Source organism: Caulobacter sp. 602-1 (assembly GCF_003931565.1).
In the GTDB taxonomy this organism is placed as follows: domain Bacteria; phylum Pseudomonadota; class Alphaproteobacteria; order Caulobacterales; family Caulobacteraceae; genus Caulobacter.
In genome coordinates, this window is the sequence record NZ_RRYI01000003.1 from 650,332 (window position 1) to 666,760 (window position 16,429).

Here is a 16,429-nt window from a genome sequence, read left to right on the forward strand (position 1 = left end):
CTACTTTCTTCTGGTCTGCTCGAAGGAACGAAGCCGCGACAGGCCCGCCGTCCAGCCGCCGCTCAGCATCGCGGTGACCAGCACGACGATCGTGAGGATCGGGTCCGGCGCCGCCACCTTGAAGACCGCGGCCACCGGAGCGACGCTCAGGATCACGGCCAGCAGGGCCGCGATCGCCGACGCGATGATCCAATAGGCGCGCCGATGGGGCGACAGCAGCTTGCCCGACGCGGCCGCGTCGGCCAGGGCCAGGATCAGGTTGCCCAGCACCAGGGTCGTGAAGGCCGCGCCCCGCGCCTGGGCCTCGGGATAGTTCCGCAGGGCCCAGATGTAGACGCCCAGAACCCCGCCCAGAACCGCCAGTCCCTGGAGGAGGGCCAGGCCGATTTGCTTCCAGCCGAACAGCGGCTCGTCACGACGGCGGGGCGGACGCTTCATCGCCCGCGCCTCGCTGGGCTCGGCCTCGAACACCAGGGCGCAGATCGGGTCGATGGCCAGCTCCATCAGAACGACATGCATGGGAAACAGCAGGGACGGCAGACCCAGCAGGATGGGGGCCAGCGCCAGGCCCGCGATCGGCACGTGGATGGCGGTGACATAGGTCAGGGCGCGGCGCAGATTGGTGAAGATCCGCCGCCCCAGGCGCACGCCGCCGACGATGGAGGCGAAGCTGTCGTCCAGCAGGACGAGATCGGCCGCCTCGCGCGCGACATCCGTGCCCTTCTTGCCCATGGCGATGCCAATGTGCGCGGCCTCCAGCGCCGGAGCGTCGTTGACGCCGTCGCCGGTCATGGCCACGACCTCTCCGTTCGCCTTCAGGGCCTCGACCAGTCGCAGTTTCTGGGCGGGCGCGATGCGGGCGAAGACCCGCACGCCGCGCAGGCGCTCGCGGAGGGCGGCGAACGACAGTTCCTCGATCTCGGATCCCAGCAGGACGCCGGCCGAGGTGTCCAGGCCCGCCGCCTTGGCGATGGCCAGGGCCGTGGCGGGATGGTCGCCGGTGATCATCACGACGGCGACGCCCGCCGCGCGCGCCTCGGCCAGGGCTTGCGGCACGTCCCGGCGCAGGGGATCGATGAAGCCGATCAGCCCTCCGAACGTAAAGGCCACGGCGCGAGGATCATCCGCGAAATCGCCCTCCACCCGGGCCGAGGCCACGCCCAGGACCCGCAGCCCCTGCCGCGCATAGTCCTCGACCACGGCCTGCAGGCGCGCGATCTCGGCGGCGGGCAGCCGGCATAGATTGAAGATCGCCTCGGGCGCCCCCTTGGCCGCGGCGATCCGCGCCTCGCCGGCGCGACGCCACACCTGGACGACCGCCAGCAACTCAGGCCGCAGGGGCCACGCGCGCTCGGGCTCGCCCTGGGTCGCCGCCCCATCGACCATGGCGTCCATCGAGAGATGACGCACCGCCTTGTCCATAGGGTCGACAGGACGCACGGCCGAGGCCAGGGCGGCCAGCTCCAGCAGGTCCCCGGCCGCGCCGTCGATCGGGCGCGCCGCGTCGACGCCTACGTCGCCGGCCTCTGTCCACAAGCGGGCGACCCGCATCTGGTTTTCGGTCAGCGTCCCGGTCTTGTCGACGCACAGCACCGTGGCGCCGCCCAGGGTCTCGATGACCGCACTTCGGCGCGTGAGCACCTGGTGGGTCGCCAGCCGCCAGGCGCCCAGCGCCAGGAACACGGCCAGCACCATGGGAAACTCTTCGGGGATCAGCGAGATCGCCACCGTCACCCCCGCCAGGACGCCGCCGATCCAATCGTCGCGCAACCACCCGTAGGCGACCGCGACGAGCGCGCAGAATCCCAAGGCCAGGGCGCCCAGTATGGCGACGAGGCGTCCGGCGGTCTTCTGCAGCGGCGTCGGCTCGTGATCGATCGCCGCCAGCGATGCGCCGATCTGGCCCAGCGCCGAGCGCGGCCCGGTGCGGGTGATCCGGGCGACGCCCTGTCCGCGGACCACGAGCGTGCCGGCGAAGAGATCGGGCGAGCCATCCGCCCCCGGGGCCGGATTGGGCGCGCCGACGTCGTCGGGCGCGGCGGGCGGCTTGGTCACCGGCGCCGACTCGCCGGTCAGGGCGGATTCGTCGACGGTGAGCACCTCGCCCGCGACAAGCCGCGCGTCCGCCGGCAGCCGTTCGCCCTCGCCGATCAGCAGCAGGTCGTCGGGAACGAGGTCGCGCGCGGCGACCTGGCGCTCGACGCCGCCGCGAATGATCCGGGCCAGGGGCTGGGCCAGATCGCGCAAGGCGCTCAACGCGCGTTCGCTGCGCGCCTCCTGCAGGACCACCAGCCCGACAGAAGCCAGGGCTCCAGCGGTCAGAAAGAGTCCTTCGCCCAGGTCGCCGAGCACCAGATAGAGGACCGCCGCCCCGACCAGCAGCAGGAACATCGGCTCGCGCAAAGTTTCGCCGAGGATGCCGGCCAGACCGCGCCGGCTCGCGTGCGGCAGTTCATTGGGACCGACGGCGACCAGACGCGCGGCCGCCTCCGCCTCGTCCAGGCCGCGCAACAGTTCGACGGTCATGCAACCACCCTCCTCGAAAGGCCCGGCGAGCGGCTCAGTGCGAGAGGAAGAGCGGAACCCTCGGCGCGTGCAGCATGTACTCGGTGGCCCCGCCGAGAATGAACTCCTGCAGGCGCGATCGACCATAGGCGCCCATCACCAGGATGTCGGGAAGGGTCTTGGCCAGATAGGCCTCCAGGCTTTCGCCAATCGATGCGCCCTTTCCGTCGACCTCTTCGGCGACGGCGTCGACGCCATGAGCCTTCAGATGACGGACGGCTTCGGCGGCGAGACCGGCGACGGCGGCCGGCTTCTCGTTGATCACCGTGAGCACGCGAACCTCGCCGGCGCGCGCCAGGATGGGCAGGGCGTCGGCCAGGGCGCGCGCGGCGCACCGGCTTCCATCCCAGGCCACCACGACCAGGCCGAGCTTGGCGGCCGGCAAGCCCCCGCGATAGACCAGAACCGGTCGTCCCGAGCCGAAGACGGCGCTGGTCGCGACCTCGGCCTGGCCATCCAGCGGCCCGCCCAGCGGCACCAGGCACAGGTCGCGGGTCCGGGCGCGCCCGGCCACATGGTCGGCCACGGCGTAATATTCCACGGTCTCGAACAGGGCCTGCCCGAGCACCCCGGCGTCTCGGGCCTGAGCGGTGAAGGCCGCCAGGCTGGCTTGGCCGTTGGCCAGGCTCTTGGCCTGCTCGTCGACCGCCATGCTGCTCAGCCCGATCAGGTAGTCGGCGACCCGATTGCTCTGGACCGGAAACCTCACCCCCACCGCCAGGGCCGAAACCCGACCGCCGATCAGCCGGACAAAGCCCACCGCGCCCTCGATCGCCTCGGGCGGCGTCGCGTCAGGATAGGTGTCGACGTGGAGCAGAATGTCGTTGAGGCTCATCTGTGAACTCCATTTTGGCCGAGCCGATCGGATCGACGAGCCCATCACCGACACAGGGTCGGGCGGGCGGGCCATCGTCACCTTGACGCAGATCAATTCGCGTCGTCGCGGCTTCGAAGCCAGGGAGGGACGGTCCGTCCCTCGTCGTCATGACGCGGGTGTGAGGAGGGCGCCGAGCCAGGCCGCGCCAGCGACCAGGAACAGGCCCGGCGCGACCCGCCAGGCGAAGCCGCGCTGGCCGCCCGAAAAGGCGAAGACCAGCTTGGTCAGGGTGTTGGTCGAAAGCCCGGCGAGAATGGGCAGCACGGCCTGTTCAGGGGCCATCCGGCCCGACCCGACCAGGGACGCGATCGAGACCGCAGCGGCATGGGTGTCGACAAGGCCCGCCAGGGCCGCCCCGGCGACGGCGCCGGCCGCCCCGAACCGCTCGCGCAGCGCGGCGGAGACGACGAGGATCGCCGCCAGGGTCACGGCGAAGGTCAGGGCCGTCGAAAGGCTGAAGGCCTGGCCGGGATCGGGGTCGTCACGGGCGGGCTGGCGCAACGCCAGGCGCGTGAACGCCGCGCCGTAGACCACCGCCGCCAGACCCGCGCACAATAGCGGCCCGGCCATGACCCGCAGGGTCGGCAGGCTGGTGACGCCGATCACGAGCGCCATCTGGATGATGGTGGCCACCGTCGACAGCACCGCGCCCGCCACCGCCGCCGACAGCGCCGTGGGCGTCGCCGCCGCTCGTCCGGCCATGGCGCCGATCGTCGCCGTGCTCGAGATGAAGCCGGAGGCCAGTCCGGCCAGGGGCAGCCCCCACCGGGCGCCGAGCGCCCTCACCGCGACGTGGCCGGCGGCGCCGATGGCCAGCACCAGGACGACGACGATCCAGATCGAACGAGGGTTGAGCGCCAGGAACGGCCCCATCGCGCGATCTGGCAACAGGGGCAGGACGACCAGGGTCGCGCCCGCCAGGATCAGGGCGTCGCGAACCTCGTCCGGGGTCAGGACCTGGCTGACGAAATGGTGCAGCGGGGTGCGAGCGGCCAGCAGGATCGCGACGACGACCCCGACACAGGCGGCGACACCGGGTGAAAGGAACGCTAGCCCGCCCACCAGGGCCGTCAGGATCAGGGCGACTTCGGTGGTCAAGCCGGCGTCAGGCTCGGCGCGGGCCCTCCAATAGCTCAGGGCCGCCAGGACGGCGACCGCGGCCGTGACGACCGCCAGCAGCGTCGGACCGCCGACCGCGAAGCTGACCGCTCCGGCCAGGGAGGTGACCGAGAAGGTGCGGATTCCGGCCGCCGAGGACGAAGCGCGCGCCTGCTTGCGGCGTTCGCGCTCGGCGCCGATCAGCAGGCCGACGCCCAGGGCAACGGCCAGGTTCAGGATGGGGACATCAGGAATGGCCGGCTCCGATGGCGCGCTTTCGAGACGAGGGTTCGCCCATTGCTAGACCCTGTCCCGTCGTTTTGCACGGCTTCCGCGTCTGGGTCGCCGCGCAAGTCGGCCAGCGCCGTTGAAATGACGAAGGCCCGACGGGGGTGTCCCGCCGGGCCTTGTCTCGTTCGGAGCGGCTCGGATCAGAAGAAGCGTTCGCCGATCCGGATCGTGTCGCCCGGCGCCACCTGGGTCGAAGGCTCGAGCGCGCTCTTGGCTTCCGACGTTTCGCCATTGTGCTTGATGTAGACGCTCTTCTTATCGGCGCGGTAGGTGAAGCCGCCCGCGGTGGCCACCGCGTTCAGCACCGTCAGGCCGGCCGTGTAGGGATAGGTGCCGGGCTTCACGACTTCGCCCAGGATATAAAAGGGGCGGAAGGTCAGGACTTCGGCGCTGACGCGCGGCTCCTTCAGATAGCCGTCGCTAAGCGATTTCTGCACGGCGTCCTGGAACTGGCCGACGGTCAGACCACCCGCCTTGATCTCGCCGATCAGCGGCAGCGACATCAGCCCGCTGCCGGTGACGAAGAATTCGCCCGACAGGTCGGGCTCGCCGTAGACGGTCACCCGGACCTTGTCACCGGCGCCGAGCAGGTAATCCATCGACTGGGCCGCCGGAACCGGCGCATCGCTGATCACGGGCTGCTGGGCGCGGGCCGCGCCACTCCAGCCGCCAGCGGCGATACAGACGACCAGCGCCAGCATCGAAAGGAGGCGCGAGAGTTTCGAAACACCGATCATCGCGAAGCATCTCACCTTGGACGTTTAGAACCTGGGGACTTCTCAGGCTTGGAAATCTAAATGCCACATCGCACGTGACCGTCACATGAACAAGATCAAGCCTCAGGCCGCTCGCGCTTTACTGAACTGAATGATCTTGGGTTCGCCGCCATCAAGTCTAACGGCGGTCAGGACGCCGGTCGCATAGGCGCCTGTGTCGACATTGATCCGCTGGCGTCCGACGAAGGCCTCCTCGACCGGCGTGTGGCCGTGGACGACGGTGGCCTTCAGCCCGTGCGGGTTGTCGAGGAATTCGTTGCGGATCCACAGCAGATCGGCGGCGACCTGGCGCTCCAGCGGCAAGCCCGGGCGCACGCCCGCGTGGACGAAGACATAGTCGCCATAGACAGCCATCAGCTCCAGCTGGCGCAGAAAGGTCTCGTGGGCCGGGGGGAAGGCGGCGCGGAAGGCCTGGCGGGCCTGCTCCCAGACCTCCGGCTCGGCGCGGCCGACCGGGCGCTGCACGCCATAGGACGTCAAGGTCTCGCCGCCGCCGTATTCGATCCAGGACGGCCCCGCCATCGGGTCGTCGAGGAAGTGCAGCAGCGTCTCCTCATGGTTTCCCATCAGGGCGCGGAACTCGAAGCGTCCCTCGGCGGCCTGCGCCTTCAGCAGGATCAACCGGTCGATCACCGCCGAGGACTGAGCGCCGCGGTCGACATAGTCGCCCAGCATGACCAGCACGGGCGGGTCCTGGCGGCCCGTGGCGCGATAGTCCTCGGTCACCGCCCCGATCAGGCCGTCCAGCAGGTCGAGCCGCCCGTGCACATCCCCCACGGCGTAAACCATTCGACCGCCCGTGGACGACGCGCCGCGCGGCTGGGACTTGGAACGAAAGAGGGACTTGAACATCACACTCGCCAGGACGGCGACAAGCGCCAGAACCAAGAACCTGGATTTTGCCCCAGGCGACGGCTTAGTTCAACGGCGCATGAAGCAGTTAACTCGCAATTCAGCATGCTCATTTCCGCTCAATTTACCAAGTATATTTCCCCTTCATTGTAGTTAATTTTAAAATTACCACAGTTAAACATCAGGATTATACCATCTAAATTCAGCTCAAATTTGCGCCGCGAATGAATACTGACCTCACGAACACAGCGAGGTCAGCATGTTCAAGGCACGTAACATTGTTCTAGGACTCGTAAGCGCCATCGCCATGATGGCCGGCGCCAGCGCTCAGGCCGGTTCGATGCCGTTCATGCCGCGCGGCGAAGGCGTCGGCGCTCCGATGGGCTTCGCCGACCTGTGCCGCCGCGACGCCGACGCCTGCGGCGCGCCAGCGGACCAGTTGGCCTTCTTGGGCGGCGCGGTCAGCCTGACGGCGACATCTTCGGTGGGCGCGCCTTCGCAACATCATTTCGAGGCCGTCGCGCCGACCGCGTCGGCCGTCGAGGACGGGGCGAACCTGATCGCGGTGGAGGTCATTAAGGCCTGGACGCCCGCGGCGGTCGAAGACTTCGTCGCCGCCGGCCAGTTGCGCCCGTCCGCGGTCGCGGTCGCCGCGGCGCCCGCCGCCGCCGCGACAAAGTCCGACAATCTGGCCTGGACCACTCGCACCGACCGCGAACAGGTCAAGCTGCTGAATCAAGTCAACCAGCTGGTCAATCGCACGGTCAAGAAGGCCACGGACCTGGAACTCTACGGCCAGCCTGAATACTGGTCCCTGCCGCGCCAAGTGAACGGGAAGCTCTACGGCGACTGCGAGGACTATGCGCTGGAAAAACGCCGTCAGCTGATCGCGGCCGGCGTGCCGGAAACGGCCTTGTCCATGGCCGTCGCCTTCACGGCCCGCGGCGAGAGCCACGCCGTGCTGATGGTCTCGCTGGAAAGCGGCGACTGGGTGCTGGACAATCTGACCCCCTGGGCGACCCCGTGGGAAGACCTGAACTATCGCTGGGTCGAGCGCCAGATCCCTGGCACGGCCCTGTGGACCACCATCGCCTGAGCGATCGGCCGGTCAGAACGCGAAAACCCCCGGACCAGCAGGTCCGGGGGTTTTTCGTCGGGCCCTTCGCGCAAACGAAAACGCCCGCTCGGTGATGAGCGGGCGTGCGGACCGATCTTCGGATCGGCCGGCGTGGATGGAGAGCTTAGAAGATGCGCGAGATCGTCAGCGCCAGAGCGCCCCAGAGCCCCGCCGAAATGATCGCGCCCATGCCCAGCCCCAGCAGCGGGGGGAGACGCTTGGCGCGAGTCGGCGCGACGGCGTCGACTTGGGCAAACGAGATCTTGGCTTCAATCATCGATCACACTCCTGATGCGATGACTGTAATAGGGCGCGGCTAATCGCCGGTGAATGAACAGAGTCTACGCGCGTTAAGCATATGTGCCAGCCCTGCGGATTTTCCCGGGGACGCTGTGAAGCGTTTGCGCTAGCTTGGGGTCGTCGGAACTGGAAACCAGTCGCGACGCGGTGGGGAACTCAGAGGGTTATCTGGTGGACGGGGGAGGCTATATCGAATTTCTCTCGCCAGAATTGCATGGGCCGCTGCCGCGGGTCGCCGTGGATCCCTGTAAGCGCGCGCTGGACGTCGTGGCTTCGGCCCTGCTGTTGCTGCTGTTCGCGCCCCTGCTTCTGCTTGCGGCCTCGCTGATCAAGCTCGAATCTCCAGGCCCGGCCCTCTTCCGACAGACGCGGGGCGGCCTCGGCGGCGCGCGCTTCCAGATTCTCAAGCTGCGCACCATGCACTGTCGCGAGGACGGGCCCGAGCTGACCCAGGCGCGGCGCGGCGACAATCGGATCACCCGGATCGGCCGCCTCCTGCGCGCCAGCAGCATCGACGAGTTGCCTCAGCTGTTGAACGTTCTGCGCGGCGACATGTCCCTGGTCGGTCCCCGCCCCCATGCCGCGGCCCATGACGAGTACTATGGCGCGCGCATTCCGGACTATTACGCCCGCTACCAGGCGCGGCCGGGGCTCACAGGCTGGGCCCAGGTCAAGGGCCTGCGCGGCGGCACCGAGACGGTGGAGGCCATGCGTCGCCGGGTCGAGGCCGATATCGATTACATCCGGACCTGGTCGATCCTGAAGGACGCCCAGATCGTCCTTCTCACCATTCCCAGCCTGCTGATCGCCGACAACGCCTACTGAGCCTTGGCTTGGGCCTGGGACAGGCGTTCGGCGACGATCAGGAACGCCAGCGCGAGCCGGCCAGAAGGGCTGTTGATGCTGCCGACCACGCTCCTGAGGCGCCCCTCGCCGCCAGACCGGCCAAATTCGGTCCGCGCCTGATAGACGACCTGTTCGCGCACGGCCTCCGACAGCTCGGGCCAGTGCTCATAGGCCAAACGGGTTCGGCTCCTGAAGAGGCTGGTCTGCAGCGGAGCGACCGCGAACGAACAGCCCAGCGCGATATTGGCCGCGGCGATGTCGCCTCGCTGGAAATCGACGGCGGCCTTCCGGAGCCACGCGGCGCCGGATCCGGGACGTAGGGCCACTTCCCGATGGCTCAGGTCTTCGAGACGCGCCCGCGCCTTCGAGTCCGCCGGGGAAGCAAGACCGGCCTCGATGCTGCTCGCCAGCACCTCCGCCGAAGCCGTCGGCATGGCGGAGAGGTCGCCGCCGAACCGTGACGCCGCCAGGGGAACGGCGAACAGCAGGGAGACCACGAGGGCGACGGCCGCGAAAGCGCTCGTTCCCCAGTCCGCCTTTCGCTCGCCCCCCCGCGCGCGACGCGGCGCTGACGTCGCCGTCATCGCGCCGAGCCCCACGGCGAAGACCGCCTGCAGAGCCGGGACCTGAATGGCGAAATCCGAGAGGCCATGCAGCAGGACGACCACCGTGGCGGCGATCGTGGCGCGCGCCAGCGCTCCGATCGTGCCCGGCCTGACCGCGTCTCGCCCGACACGCCAGAGCGCGGCGAGCAGCCAGGCCAGCATGACGATGGAGCCGACGATACCGGCCTCCTCCAGCCATTGGAGGTAGAGGTTGTGGGTGGCGCGCACGTCGAACAGGACGTTCAGGTTCTCGGTGGTGGTGATCAGCTGATTGACGATCGGAAAGGACCCGAGACCGAACCCGAACCAAGGTGAAGCCAAGAAAGCTTGCCAGTGGGCGTCGAAGATCGCCTTTCGGGTGGCGACGTCGCCGTCGAGATGCTCCAGCCGCGCGGCGGTCAGGTCGGCGCTGCGCATGGCCACGCCGATGACGACCAGCAGGGCCGCTGCGCCGCCAACGATCGCGATGGCCCGAACCCGTCGCCCCTGGGCCAGCACCTGCCATGTCAACAGCACGGCCAGACCGACCACGGTGGCGAAGATCCCGCCCCGCGAGGCGGTCAGCGCCAGGGCGACGGCGAACACGGCCGCCGCGGCCAGGCTCAGGCTGGCGTTCAGATCCATCCGGTCGAGACGCGGGGCGCCGCCCGCGCGCTGGATCGCTTGTGAGAAGAACATCACCGCGAAGACCGCGCCGACGCCCATCAGGGTGGCGACGGAATTGGGGCTGAACAGGGTCGCCGTCAGACGTCGCCCGGCGCGCAGGCCGACATGGTCGATAATCGCGATCGCCGCGAAGGCCGCGAGCGCGAGCAGCAGCCACCAGACCAGCGTTCTGCGCCGCGTTTCCGATGCGCCGACAATGCGGGCGGCCAGGAACAGGCAGGCCAGGTTCACCAGGCTAACGAGATTGAGCATGAGGGCGGAGCGGTCGACGGTGATCGCACCGTCATGCCCGTCCAGATAGTTCCAGACGGGATGCGCGCCGCCGGGCCCGAACGGCGTCAGCGACCAGGCCGTGGCGACCAGCAAGCCGATGAACAAGAGGCCGGGCCAGGGCGCGATCAGGACGCCAGGGACTTTTCGCGCCCAGCCGCAGGTGCTCAGCAAGATCAGCAGATAGGCGGCTTGCAGTACGCCGAAAACAGAGGCCATAGCCACGTCGCTGGCGCCGAACGCGACGATCTCGGCCAGGACCAGGGCGACAAGGGCGCCGATCGCGACGCCCTCGGAAGTCTGCAATTTTCGCGGCCTGGCCGCTCCGGGCGAGGACGCTCCCCCGCCCGAGCGGGTCCTAGTCCGCATAGTACTTTCGATAGTTCGCGTAATAATAATAGGAGTCGCCATAGCCGTAGCGGGACTGGGCCTTCAGATCCATCTGGGTCAGGGCCACGCCGGCGATGAAGGCGCGCGTGCCCTGCAGCAGGGCCAGCGCCGACTGCACGGCTTTCACCGGCGTCTTCTTCCAGCGGACCAGCATCACCACCGCGTCGGCGTGCGGCGCCAGGATGCGGGTGTCGGCGATGGCCAGCAGCGGCGCGGTGTCCAGCAGTACGATCTCGTAGCGATCGCGCAGGTCCTGCAGCAGCTTGTGCATGGCCGACGAACCGAGCACGTCGCGCGGCGTGTAGGCCGACTTGGCCAACGGCAGGATGTGCGCGCCGCTCTCATCCGTGATCACGGCCTGATCCAGGGTGGCGACACCGTTGAGCACCTCCAGCAGACCGATCGAGGCCGGCTCCTTGAGGAACTGGCTGATCGCGCTCTGGCGCAGGTCGCAGTCGACCACCACCACCTTGGCTCCCGAGGTCGCCAGGGTGCGCGCCAGGGAGAAGGTCGTCGTGGTCTTGCCTTCGCCGGGCAGGGACGAGGTGACCGCGATGACCTTTACGGGCTCGCCCACCTTCGAGAACAGGATCGAGGCGCGCAGCTTGCGCAGGCTTTCGGCGAAGCTGGAGAGCGGCTTGGCCAGAAGATAGTCGGCCGGCGTCATGCCCTTCAGAATCTTGGCGTCGTCGACCGTGGTGCCCAGGGTCGGGACGGCGCCGAGATAGGGCAGGCCCAGACGACGCTCGACCTCGTCCTCGGTGAACAGGCCCGCCATCAGGATCTCGGCCAGGACGATCGCGGCCACGCCCGCGCCCAAGGCCAGAACCAGACCGAGCGCCAGGTTCAGCGAAGGTTTCGGATAGCTGGGGCCGGTCGGGATCTTGGCCGGCGACACCACCCGGGCGTCGGCCTGCTCGATGCCATCCGAGGCGGTGGTCTGCTTGAAGCGGGCCAGCAGGCTCTCATAAAGGGTCTTGACCGACTGCGCCTTACGCTCGAGTTCGGACAGGCCGATGCTGGCGCGGTTGTTGCCGGCCAGCGTCCCCTTCGAGGCGGACACGCTGGACGCCACCGAACCGGTCCGCTGACGCGCGACCTGGGCCTGGGCTTCCAGGTTGGAGATGATGCGGCGGATTTCGGCCTGGATCTGGCTATCGATGTCGGCCAGCTCGCGTTTGGCCTTCAGCAGATCCGGGTGACGATCGCCGTAGCGGCCGCTGAGATCCGCCACCTGGGCGCTCTTCTCGGCTCGCTGCTTGCGCAGCTGCTGCACGACCGGCGAGTTCAGGGACTCGCCGACGTCCTCGCCGGTGCTCCCTCGCGCCAGCTGCTGGCGAGCGATGTTCAGACGCGCGTCCGTCTCGGCCTGTGCAGCGCGGCTCAGGGCCAGTTGCTGGTTCAGGCCGGAGATTTCCTGCTCGGTGAGGGTCGCGCCTTCGGCGCTGAGCAGGTTGTTGGCGATCTTGTACTGCTGAACCGCCGCGTCGGCCTGTTGGACCTGGTCACGAAGCTCGGCGACGCGCGTGTCCAGCCACTCATTGGCCTTCTTGGTCGCGTCGAACTTGGCCTCGAGCTGTTCGGTCAGATAGAGGTTGGCGAAGGCGTTGGCCAGTTCGGCCGCCCGCTTCGGATCGGTGTGGGTATAGTCGATCGAGATGAGGTAGGTCAGGCCCGCGCGGCGAACCTTCAGCCCCCCCAGGACATTGTCGACGATGCGCTCGCGTCGGCGCTGCAGCTCGATCGGATCCGTCGGCGTGGCCGTCGTCGGCGCGGCCGCCTTCTTCAACGACGAGAACCAGGCCTTCGCGCCCTTGGCCTGCGCGAGGTAGGGATTGAAGTAGGGATCTTCCTCGAGTTTCAGATCCTTGACGACGCGCCCCGCCAGGGAGCGCGACTTCAGGACCTCGACCTCGGTGTCGACGACGGACGAATCCGCCGGCAGGCCCGAGAGCACCGCGCTCATGTCGGTGACCTGTTCCTGGCGGACATCCAGCATCACCTGCGCCGTTGCGGTATAGCGCGGTGTCTGTTGCAGGGTGAACAACACCACCGCCGCGAACACCACCACTGCCACCGCCGCGAAGAGTCGGAAGCGTCGCCTGAACGTCGCGATCACGATGTTCAGATCAAAAGACAACGCTCCGGTGTCATTCACCGGAGCGTTCGAAGTTTCAAAACCGGAGCCGTCCATGGGTACTCTCAGTAATCGGCAAACCTTGCCGTTTTGTGGACGTCGCTAGAACTGCAGCGCCACGGACGCGATCAGCTTGTTGTCCTTGAACGACGAAGCCTTGGCCGCGCCGCTCGAGTCCTGCTTCAGATAGTTATAGGTCAGGAACAGGCCCACGCGGCGGTTCAGCAGGTAGGCCGCCGTCGCCGAGAAGTTGTCGCGCTTGTCGCTGCGATCCACGCCCTTGTAGTTGTCCTTGCCGTGGGTGTAGGCGCCGGACAGCAGCACATTGCGTAGCAGCTCGTGGTCGATCGTCGCGCCAACATTATTGGAGATGAAGCCGGCCGAACCGATCGCGGTCGACTCCTCGATCGTCCGCGAGCCGGTCAGGCCTACAGTCGTCAGCTGGGTCGGGAACCATTCCAGGCGCCCCGCGGCGTTGAAACCGCTGATGCTCTTGTAGAGGGCGCTATTGTCGTAGGACTGCTTCATGTAGCCGACCTGGATATCGCCGCGCACCAGATCGGACGCTTCGAAGTTGGCGCCGACGCCGAGGACATAGCCGTCCGACGAACGGTCGGTCGTGCCGCTGAGGTCATAGTCCTTCTTGTTGCCCGTAGCCGTCGCATAGACCGCCGTGTCGGGACTGACCGCGTATTCCGCCTTCGCGCCGTAGTACAGTTCGTTGCGGTCGCGGGTGTTCTGGTTATACGCCGCGCCCTGGTCCTTGAAGTTGAAATCCTTGTCGTCGAGGCGGCCGGTCAGGCGCAAACGATTGAATTCCTTCACCGCGGTCAGGTTGGTGGTGGTGAGGTCATACTCGACAGGCTTGGGCGTCGCGCCGGCGGGCGTACCGGCCGTGACCGCGGTGCGCGGTTCGATCAGACGCTGATACTGGGCCGAGCCGGAGATGTTCGTCCCGCGCACCACATCGATACGACCATTGGCCGCGAGCGTATATTCTTCGGCGTTCTCGGTCTTCTCGTCCGCATAGCGGATCATGTTGCCGCCGGCGAAGAAATTGAGCGCATTGCGCGACCAGTTCGAACGGACGGCCAGTTCCGGCTTCACGCGCCAGATGTTGTCGTCGATCTTGCCCGCCGCCACGGCGTAGATGTTGTCGTTGTGCTCGAGGTCGACGGTCACGCGCGGATAGAGGGTGAAGCCGCCAGCCCTCTGGCCGGTCGCCTCATAGTCCGGTCGCGGGCGCTGACGAACCGAGACGTTCTTGTCGCGCTTGAAATTCGAACCGAGATCCTGCGCCTGAACAGCGTGTGGCGCGGTCAACGCGATACAGGCCGCAATGGCCGAGCACGTTAGAAGTCGCATAGCTTAATCCCCACCAAGGGTCGGTCGCCGCGCGTCGTGGCGCGCCAATCCGCCCGAATTTAAATCTTAGCCGCAGTAGGTCGCGATCACGCCCGCGCAGGGGTCGAACGTCGCGCCGTTCCCCGTCGGCGCGCTCGAACCGGGAGGATTCGCGTTCGGCGGGTTGACGAGGCTGGGCGTGTCGCCCGCCGCGGTCGACGCGGTAATGATGGCGTTGACCTGCTGGGCGACGGCGATCCCGACCGCCGACGGCACGGCGCCCGCAGCAACCGCGTCGTTGAGGGCGGCGCTGACGATGGCCGCCGACGCTCCCGCCGTGATCGCGGCCTGCATGGCGGCGGCGACGGCTTTTTGAAGGATTAATGACTGCTTGGCCTTGGCGGCGTCAACCTTGTCCTGCGCCGCCTTTTTCTCGGTCGCGGTGGCGGTCTCCGGAAGCGCGTTTAGCTCGACCTGAGCGGCTGCTCCTTCAGCCTGGGCGGCCAAGAATTCCGGAGACTTGGTCGCGTCGGTCACGGCCTTGGCGATCTGCGCGCGCACTTCCGCCCGCGTCGGCGCGGCGGCGTTCGCGACCGACAACAGGGTCGTCGGGCCCACGGAAAGCGGGGCAATCGCCATGATGGCGCCCAGGGTCAAGGCGCGTATGCGGTTAGAAGCCATGATTGCTCCCTCCAATTGAACGGCGTCCCTTTAGGACAACGTAAAGAAATGCTCTAGCCCAGATAACGCGGTATCGCCTTTTCCTGGCGACACCGTTCCCAGAAGATCACACCCGCGATGCAATCTATGCGAGATAGGACAATCTGGTCGGCGGTTTTAACTAAGACTACGACGCGCTTACCGCCGTCCAGCAGACGCACAGATATCTGCTGAGTGCATGGTTAGGCTTAAACAACCATGCGGCGCCGAGAATGGCAATGCTGCACCGCAAGAATCTACGCCGGGCGCCGAGAATCTGATCGCTTTCCCGTCTGGAGCGATTAATTCGTCCGAATATTCCGCAATGGATCTGGTTAAGATCAGGCGGCCGCGACAGTCACGCCGGGATTTTGCCGCCGCTGCACAAGACATCCGTACCAGCCGAGACCGGCATAGGTCTCGTAGCCCGGCGTCAACGCATAGCCGACAGTGATGTCGCCATCGGCATAGCTGCCCATCGCGCCGCTGGACACATCCAGGGGAAAGACCTCGGTCAGGACGCCCTGATTGTCGGACGAGGCCAGGACGCGACCCTTCTGGTCCAGCAGCATGACGCGCGAGCGCTCGCGCTCCTCCGGGGTCAGGCGAACGCCATCCACCACGGCCTGGGCCTGAGGCCGCCAGTCGAAATGAACGCCCAGCACGCCCAGGATTTTGCCCTTGGCCTGGCCGCCCTCGCGGATGGCCGTGGCGTAGGTGGCCACCGGCGCGTCGCCGAGGGCGCGAGCCTTCTCGATGTCACAGGCCACGAAGTCGTCACCGGTCGCGGTGCGCATGCCGTCGCGGAACCACTTGGCGTCGGCGACCGACTGGCCGACGACGCCAGGATACTTTCCGGGCCGGCCATTGGCGACCACCCGCCCCTTGGCGTCGCAGATCCACAGATCGAGATAGACGGTGTAGGCGTCGAGGATGACCCCCAAGCGCTCGCTGGCGTAGCGGCTGGCGGCGGGATCGGCGTCCGCCAGGCAAGCGACCACGGCGGAGTCCGTGGCCCACCAGCGGACGTCGCAGGTGCGCTCATAGAGATTGCGGTCGACGATCTCGATGGCGTTCAAGGCGAGGTCGGCCAGACGCTGACCGCGCATATGACCCAGGATCGCCCCGCCGATCGCCGAGAGCTCGTCGAGGTCGGCCCGCACCTGGCTTTCCAGGGCCGCGGCCACGGCGTCGATCTCCGTGGAGATCTTCTTGAATTCCTCGGCGACGATGGCGAAGCCCTTGCCGGCCTCGCCAGCGCGCGCCGCCACGATCAGGGCGTTGATCGACAACATCTTGGCCGCGCGGTTGACCCGGGCGATCTCGCCGATCTTGGCGCCCGCCACACTGGACAGGCGTTCCGACAAATCCAGGATCCGTTCAGGACGAAGACTAGTGTCTTGTTCCATCACAGGCAGGCCCCCACGCAATACTTCCGTCTAATCGACTCACCGTACGCAAGATGACGCCCTCGTCATCGCCGCGCGATGACACCGTTCGCCACACCCAAGCCGAGAGCGGCTTCGTTAACGAAAAAACGTCGGAACGCCCCTGATTTGGGCGCCGAACGGCTAGAAAGACATCGTTTTACTACAG

The 16,429-nt window shown here is 67.3% G+C and carries 13 protein-coding genes; 2 read left to right on the forward strand and 11 right to left on the reverse strand.

Annotation, left to right across the window (positions count from 1 at the left end):
- The 5 genes from EIK80_RS11900 to EIK80_RS11920 all read right to left on the reverse strand — a co-directional run bounded on the left by EIK80_RS11900 (position 1) and on the right by EIK80_RS11920 (position 6,459).
- Positions 1 to 2,526 (reverse strand): cation-translocating P-type ATPase, encoded by a 2,526-nt coding sequence (locus EIK80_RS11900; RefSeq protein ID WP_125157190.1) that lies wholly within the window; start codon positions 2,524 to 2,526, stop codon positions 1 to 3.
- Between the two features lie 34 nt (positions 2,527 to 2,560).
- A complete protein-coding gene (locus EIK80_RS11905) occupies positions 2,561 to 3,400 on the reverse strand; it encodes a universal stress protein (RefSeq protein WP_158624675.1) in 840 nt (279 codons plus the stop codon).
- Between the two features lie 147 nt (positions 3,401 to 3,547).
- Entirely contained in the window at positions 3,548 to 4,795 is a 1,248-nt protein-coding gene (locus EIK80_RS11910) for an MgtC/SapB family protein (RefSeq protein ID WP_125157192.1), read from the reverse strand.
- A gap of 176 nt (positions 4,796 to 4,971) precedes the next feature.
- On the reverse strand, positions 4,972 to 5,568 hold the full coding sequence (locus tag EIK80_RS11915) for a polysaccharide biosynthesis/export family protein (RefSeq protein ID WP_125157193.1): 597 nt from the start codon (positions 5,566 to 5,568) through the stop codon (positions 4,972 to 4,974).
- Positions 5,569 to 5,670: 102 nt separating this feature from the next.
- The gene (locus tag EIK80_RS11920; protein ID WP_125157194.1) at positions 5,671 to 6,459 is read right to left on the reverse strand and encodes a metallophosphoesterase family protein; all 789 of its coding nucleotides are present in this window, start codon (positions 6,457 to 6,459) and stop codon (positions 5,671 to 5,673) included.
- Between the two features lie 259 nt (positions 6,460 to 6,718).
- Between EIK80_RS11920 and EIK80_RS11925 the strand changes: the two genes are divergently transcribed.
- Entirely contained in the window at positions 6,719 to 7,555 is an 837-nt protein-coding gene (locus EIK80_RS11925) for a transglutaminase-like cysteine peptidase (RefSeq protein WP_125157195.1), read from the forward strand.
- Positions 7,556 to 7,700: 145 nt separating this feature from the next.
- On the opposite strand, the gene EIK80_RS26400 is transcribed toward EIK80_RS11925, so the two are convergent.
- Complete coding sequence (locus tag EIK80_RS26400) at positions 7,701 to 7,853, reverse strand: hypothetical protein (protein WP_199743453.1); 153 nt, start codon at positions 7,851 to 7,853, stop codon at positions 7,701 to 7,703.
- Positions 7,854 to 8,047: 194 nt separating this feature from the next.
- Here EIK80_RS26400 and EIK80_RS11930 point away from each other — a divergent pair, with 194 nt between their 5' ends.
- The gene (locus tag EIK80_RS11930) at positions 8,048 to 8,701 is read left to right on the forward strand and encodes a sugar transferase (protein WP_125157196.1); all 654 of its coding nucleotides are present in this window, start codon (positions 8,048 to 8,050) and stop codon (positions 8,699 to 8,701) included.
- Here EIK80_RS11930 and EIK80_RS11935 read toward each other — a convergent pair.
- The 5 genes from EIK80_RS11935 to EIK80_RS11955 form a co-directional block, all read right to left on the reverse strand.
- Positions 8,695 to 10,569 (reverse strand): O-antigen ligase, encoded by a 1,875-nt coding sequence (locus EIK80_RS11935; RefSeq protein WP_233586567.1) that lies wholly within the window; start codon positions 10,567 to 10,569, stop codon positions 8,695 to 8,697. The two genes, EIK80_RS11930 and EIK80_RS11935, sit on opposite strands and share 7 nt — an antisense overlap.
- Positions 10,570 to 10,621: 52 nt before the next feature.
- Positions 10,622 to 12,847 carry a polysaccharide biosynthesis tyrosine autokinase gene (locus EIK80_RS11940; RefSeq protein WP_125157198.1) on the reverse strand — a complete coding sequence of 742 codons (2,226 nt, stop codon included), beginning with the start codon at positions 12,845 to 12,847 and terminating at the stop codon, positions 10,622 to 10,624.
- A 45-nt stretch (positions 12,848 to 12,892) separates the two neighbouring features.
- Positions 12,893 to 14,155: an outer membrane beta-barrel protein gene (locus EIK80_RS11945; protein ID WP_125157199.1), complete on the reverse strand. Its 1,263-nt coding sequence runs from the start codon at positions 14,153 to 14,155 to the stop codon at positions 12,893 to 12,895.
- A 66-nt stretch (positions 14,156 to 14,221) separates the two neighbouring features.
- Positions 14,222 to 14,815 carry a hypothetical protein gene (locus EIK80_RS11950; protein WP_125157200.1) on the reverse strand — a complete coding sequence of 198 codons (594 nt, stop codon included), beginning with the start codon at positions 14,813 to 14,815 and terminating at the stop codon, positions 14,222 to 14,224.
- Between the two features lie 359 nt (positions 14,816 to 15,174).
- Complete coding sequence (locus EIK80_RS11955; RefSeq protein WP_125157201.1) at positions 15,175 to 16,242, reverse strand: methyl-accepting chemotaxis protein; 1,068 nt, start codon at positions 16,240 to 16,242, stop codon at positions 15,175 to 15,177.
- Between the last annotated feature and the right edge of the window lie 187 nt (positions 16,243 to 16,429).

What these genes read in the sequence shown, in the direction of transcription:
- EIK80_RS11900 (WP_125157190.1), bottom strand. Translation starts at nt 2,526, where the DNA reads ATGACCGTCGAACTGTTGCGCGGCCTGGACGAGGCGGAGGCGGCCGCG.
- EIK80_RS11905 (WP_158624675.1), bottom strand. Translation starts at nt 3,400, where the DNA reads ATGAGCCTCAACGACATTCTGCTCCACGTCGACACCTATCCTGACGCG.
- EIK80_RS11915 (WP_125157193.1), bottom strand. Translation starts at nt 5,568, where the DNA reads ATGATCGGTGTTTCGAAACTCTCGCGCCTCCTTTCGATGCTGGCGCTG.
- EIK80_RS11920 (WP_125157194.1), bottom strand. Translation starts at nt 6,459, where the DNA reads ATGTTCAAGTCCCTCTTTCGTTCCAAGTCCCAGCCGCGCGGCGCGTCG.
- EIK80_RS11925 (WP_125157195.1), top strand. Translation starts at nt 6,719, where the DNA reads ATGTTCAAGGCACGTAACATTGTTCTAGGACTCGTAAGCGCCATCGCC.
- EIK80_RS26400 (WP_199743453.1), bottom strand. Translation starts at nt 7,853, where the DNA reads ATGATTGAAGCCAAGATCTCGTTTGCCCAAGTCGACGCCGTCGCGCCG.
- EIK80_RS11940 (WP_125157198.1), bottom strand. Translation starts at nt 12,847, where the DNA reads ATGGACGGCTCCGGTTTTGAAACTTCGAACGCTCCGGTGAATGACACC.
- EIK80_RS11945 (WP_125157199.1), bottom strand. Translation starts at nt 14,155, where the DNA reads ATGCGACTTCTAACGTGCTCGGCCATTGCGGCCTGTATCGCGTTGACC.
- EIK80_RS11950 (WP_125157200.1), bottom strand. Translation starts at nt 14,815, where the DNA reads ATGGCTTCTAACCGCATACGCGCCTTGACCCTGGGCGCCATCATGGCG.
- EIK80_RS11955 (WP_125157201.1), bottom strand. Translation starts at nt 16,242, where the DNA reads ATGGAACAAGACACTAGTCTTCGTCCTGAACGGATCCTGGATTTGTCG.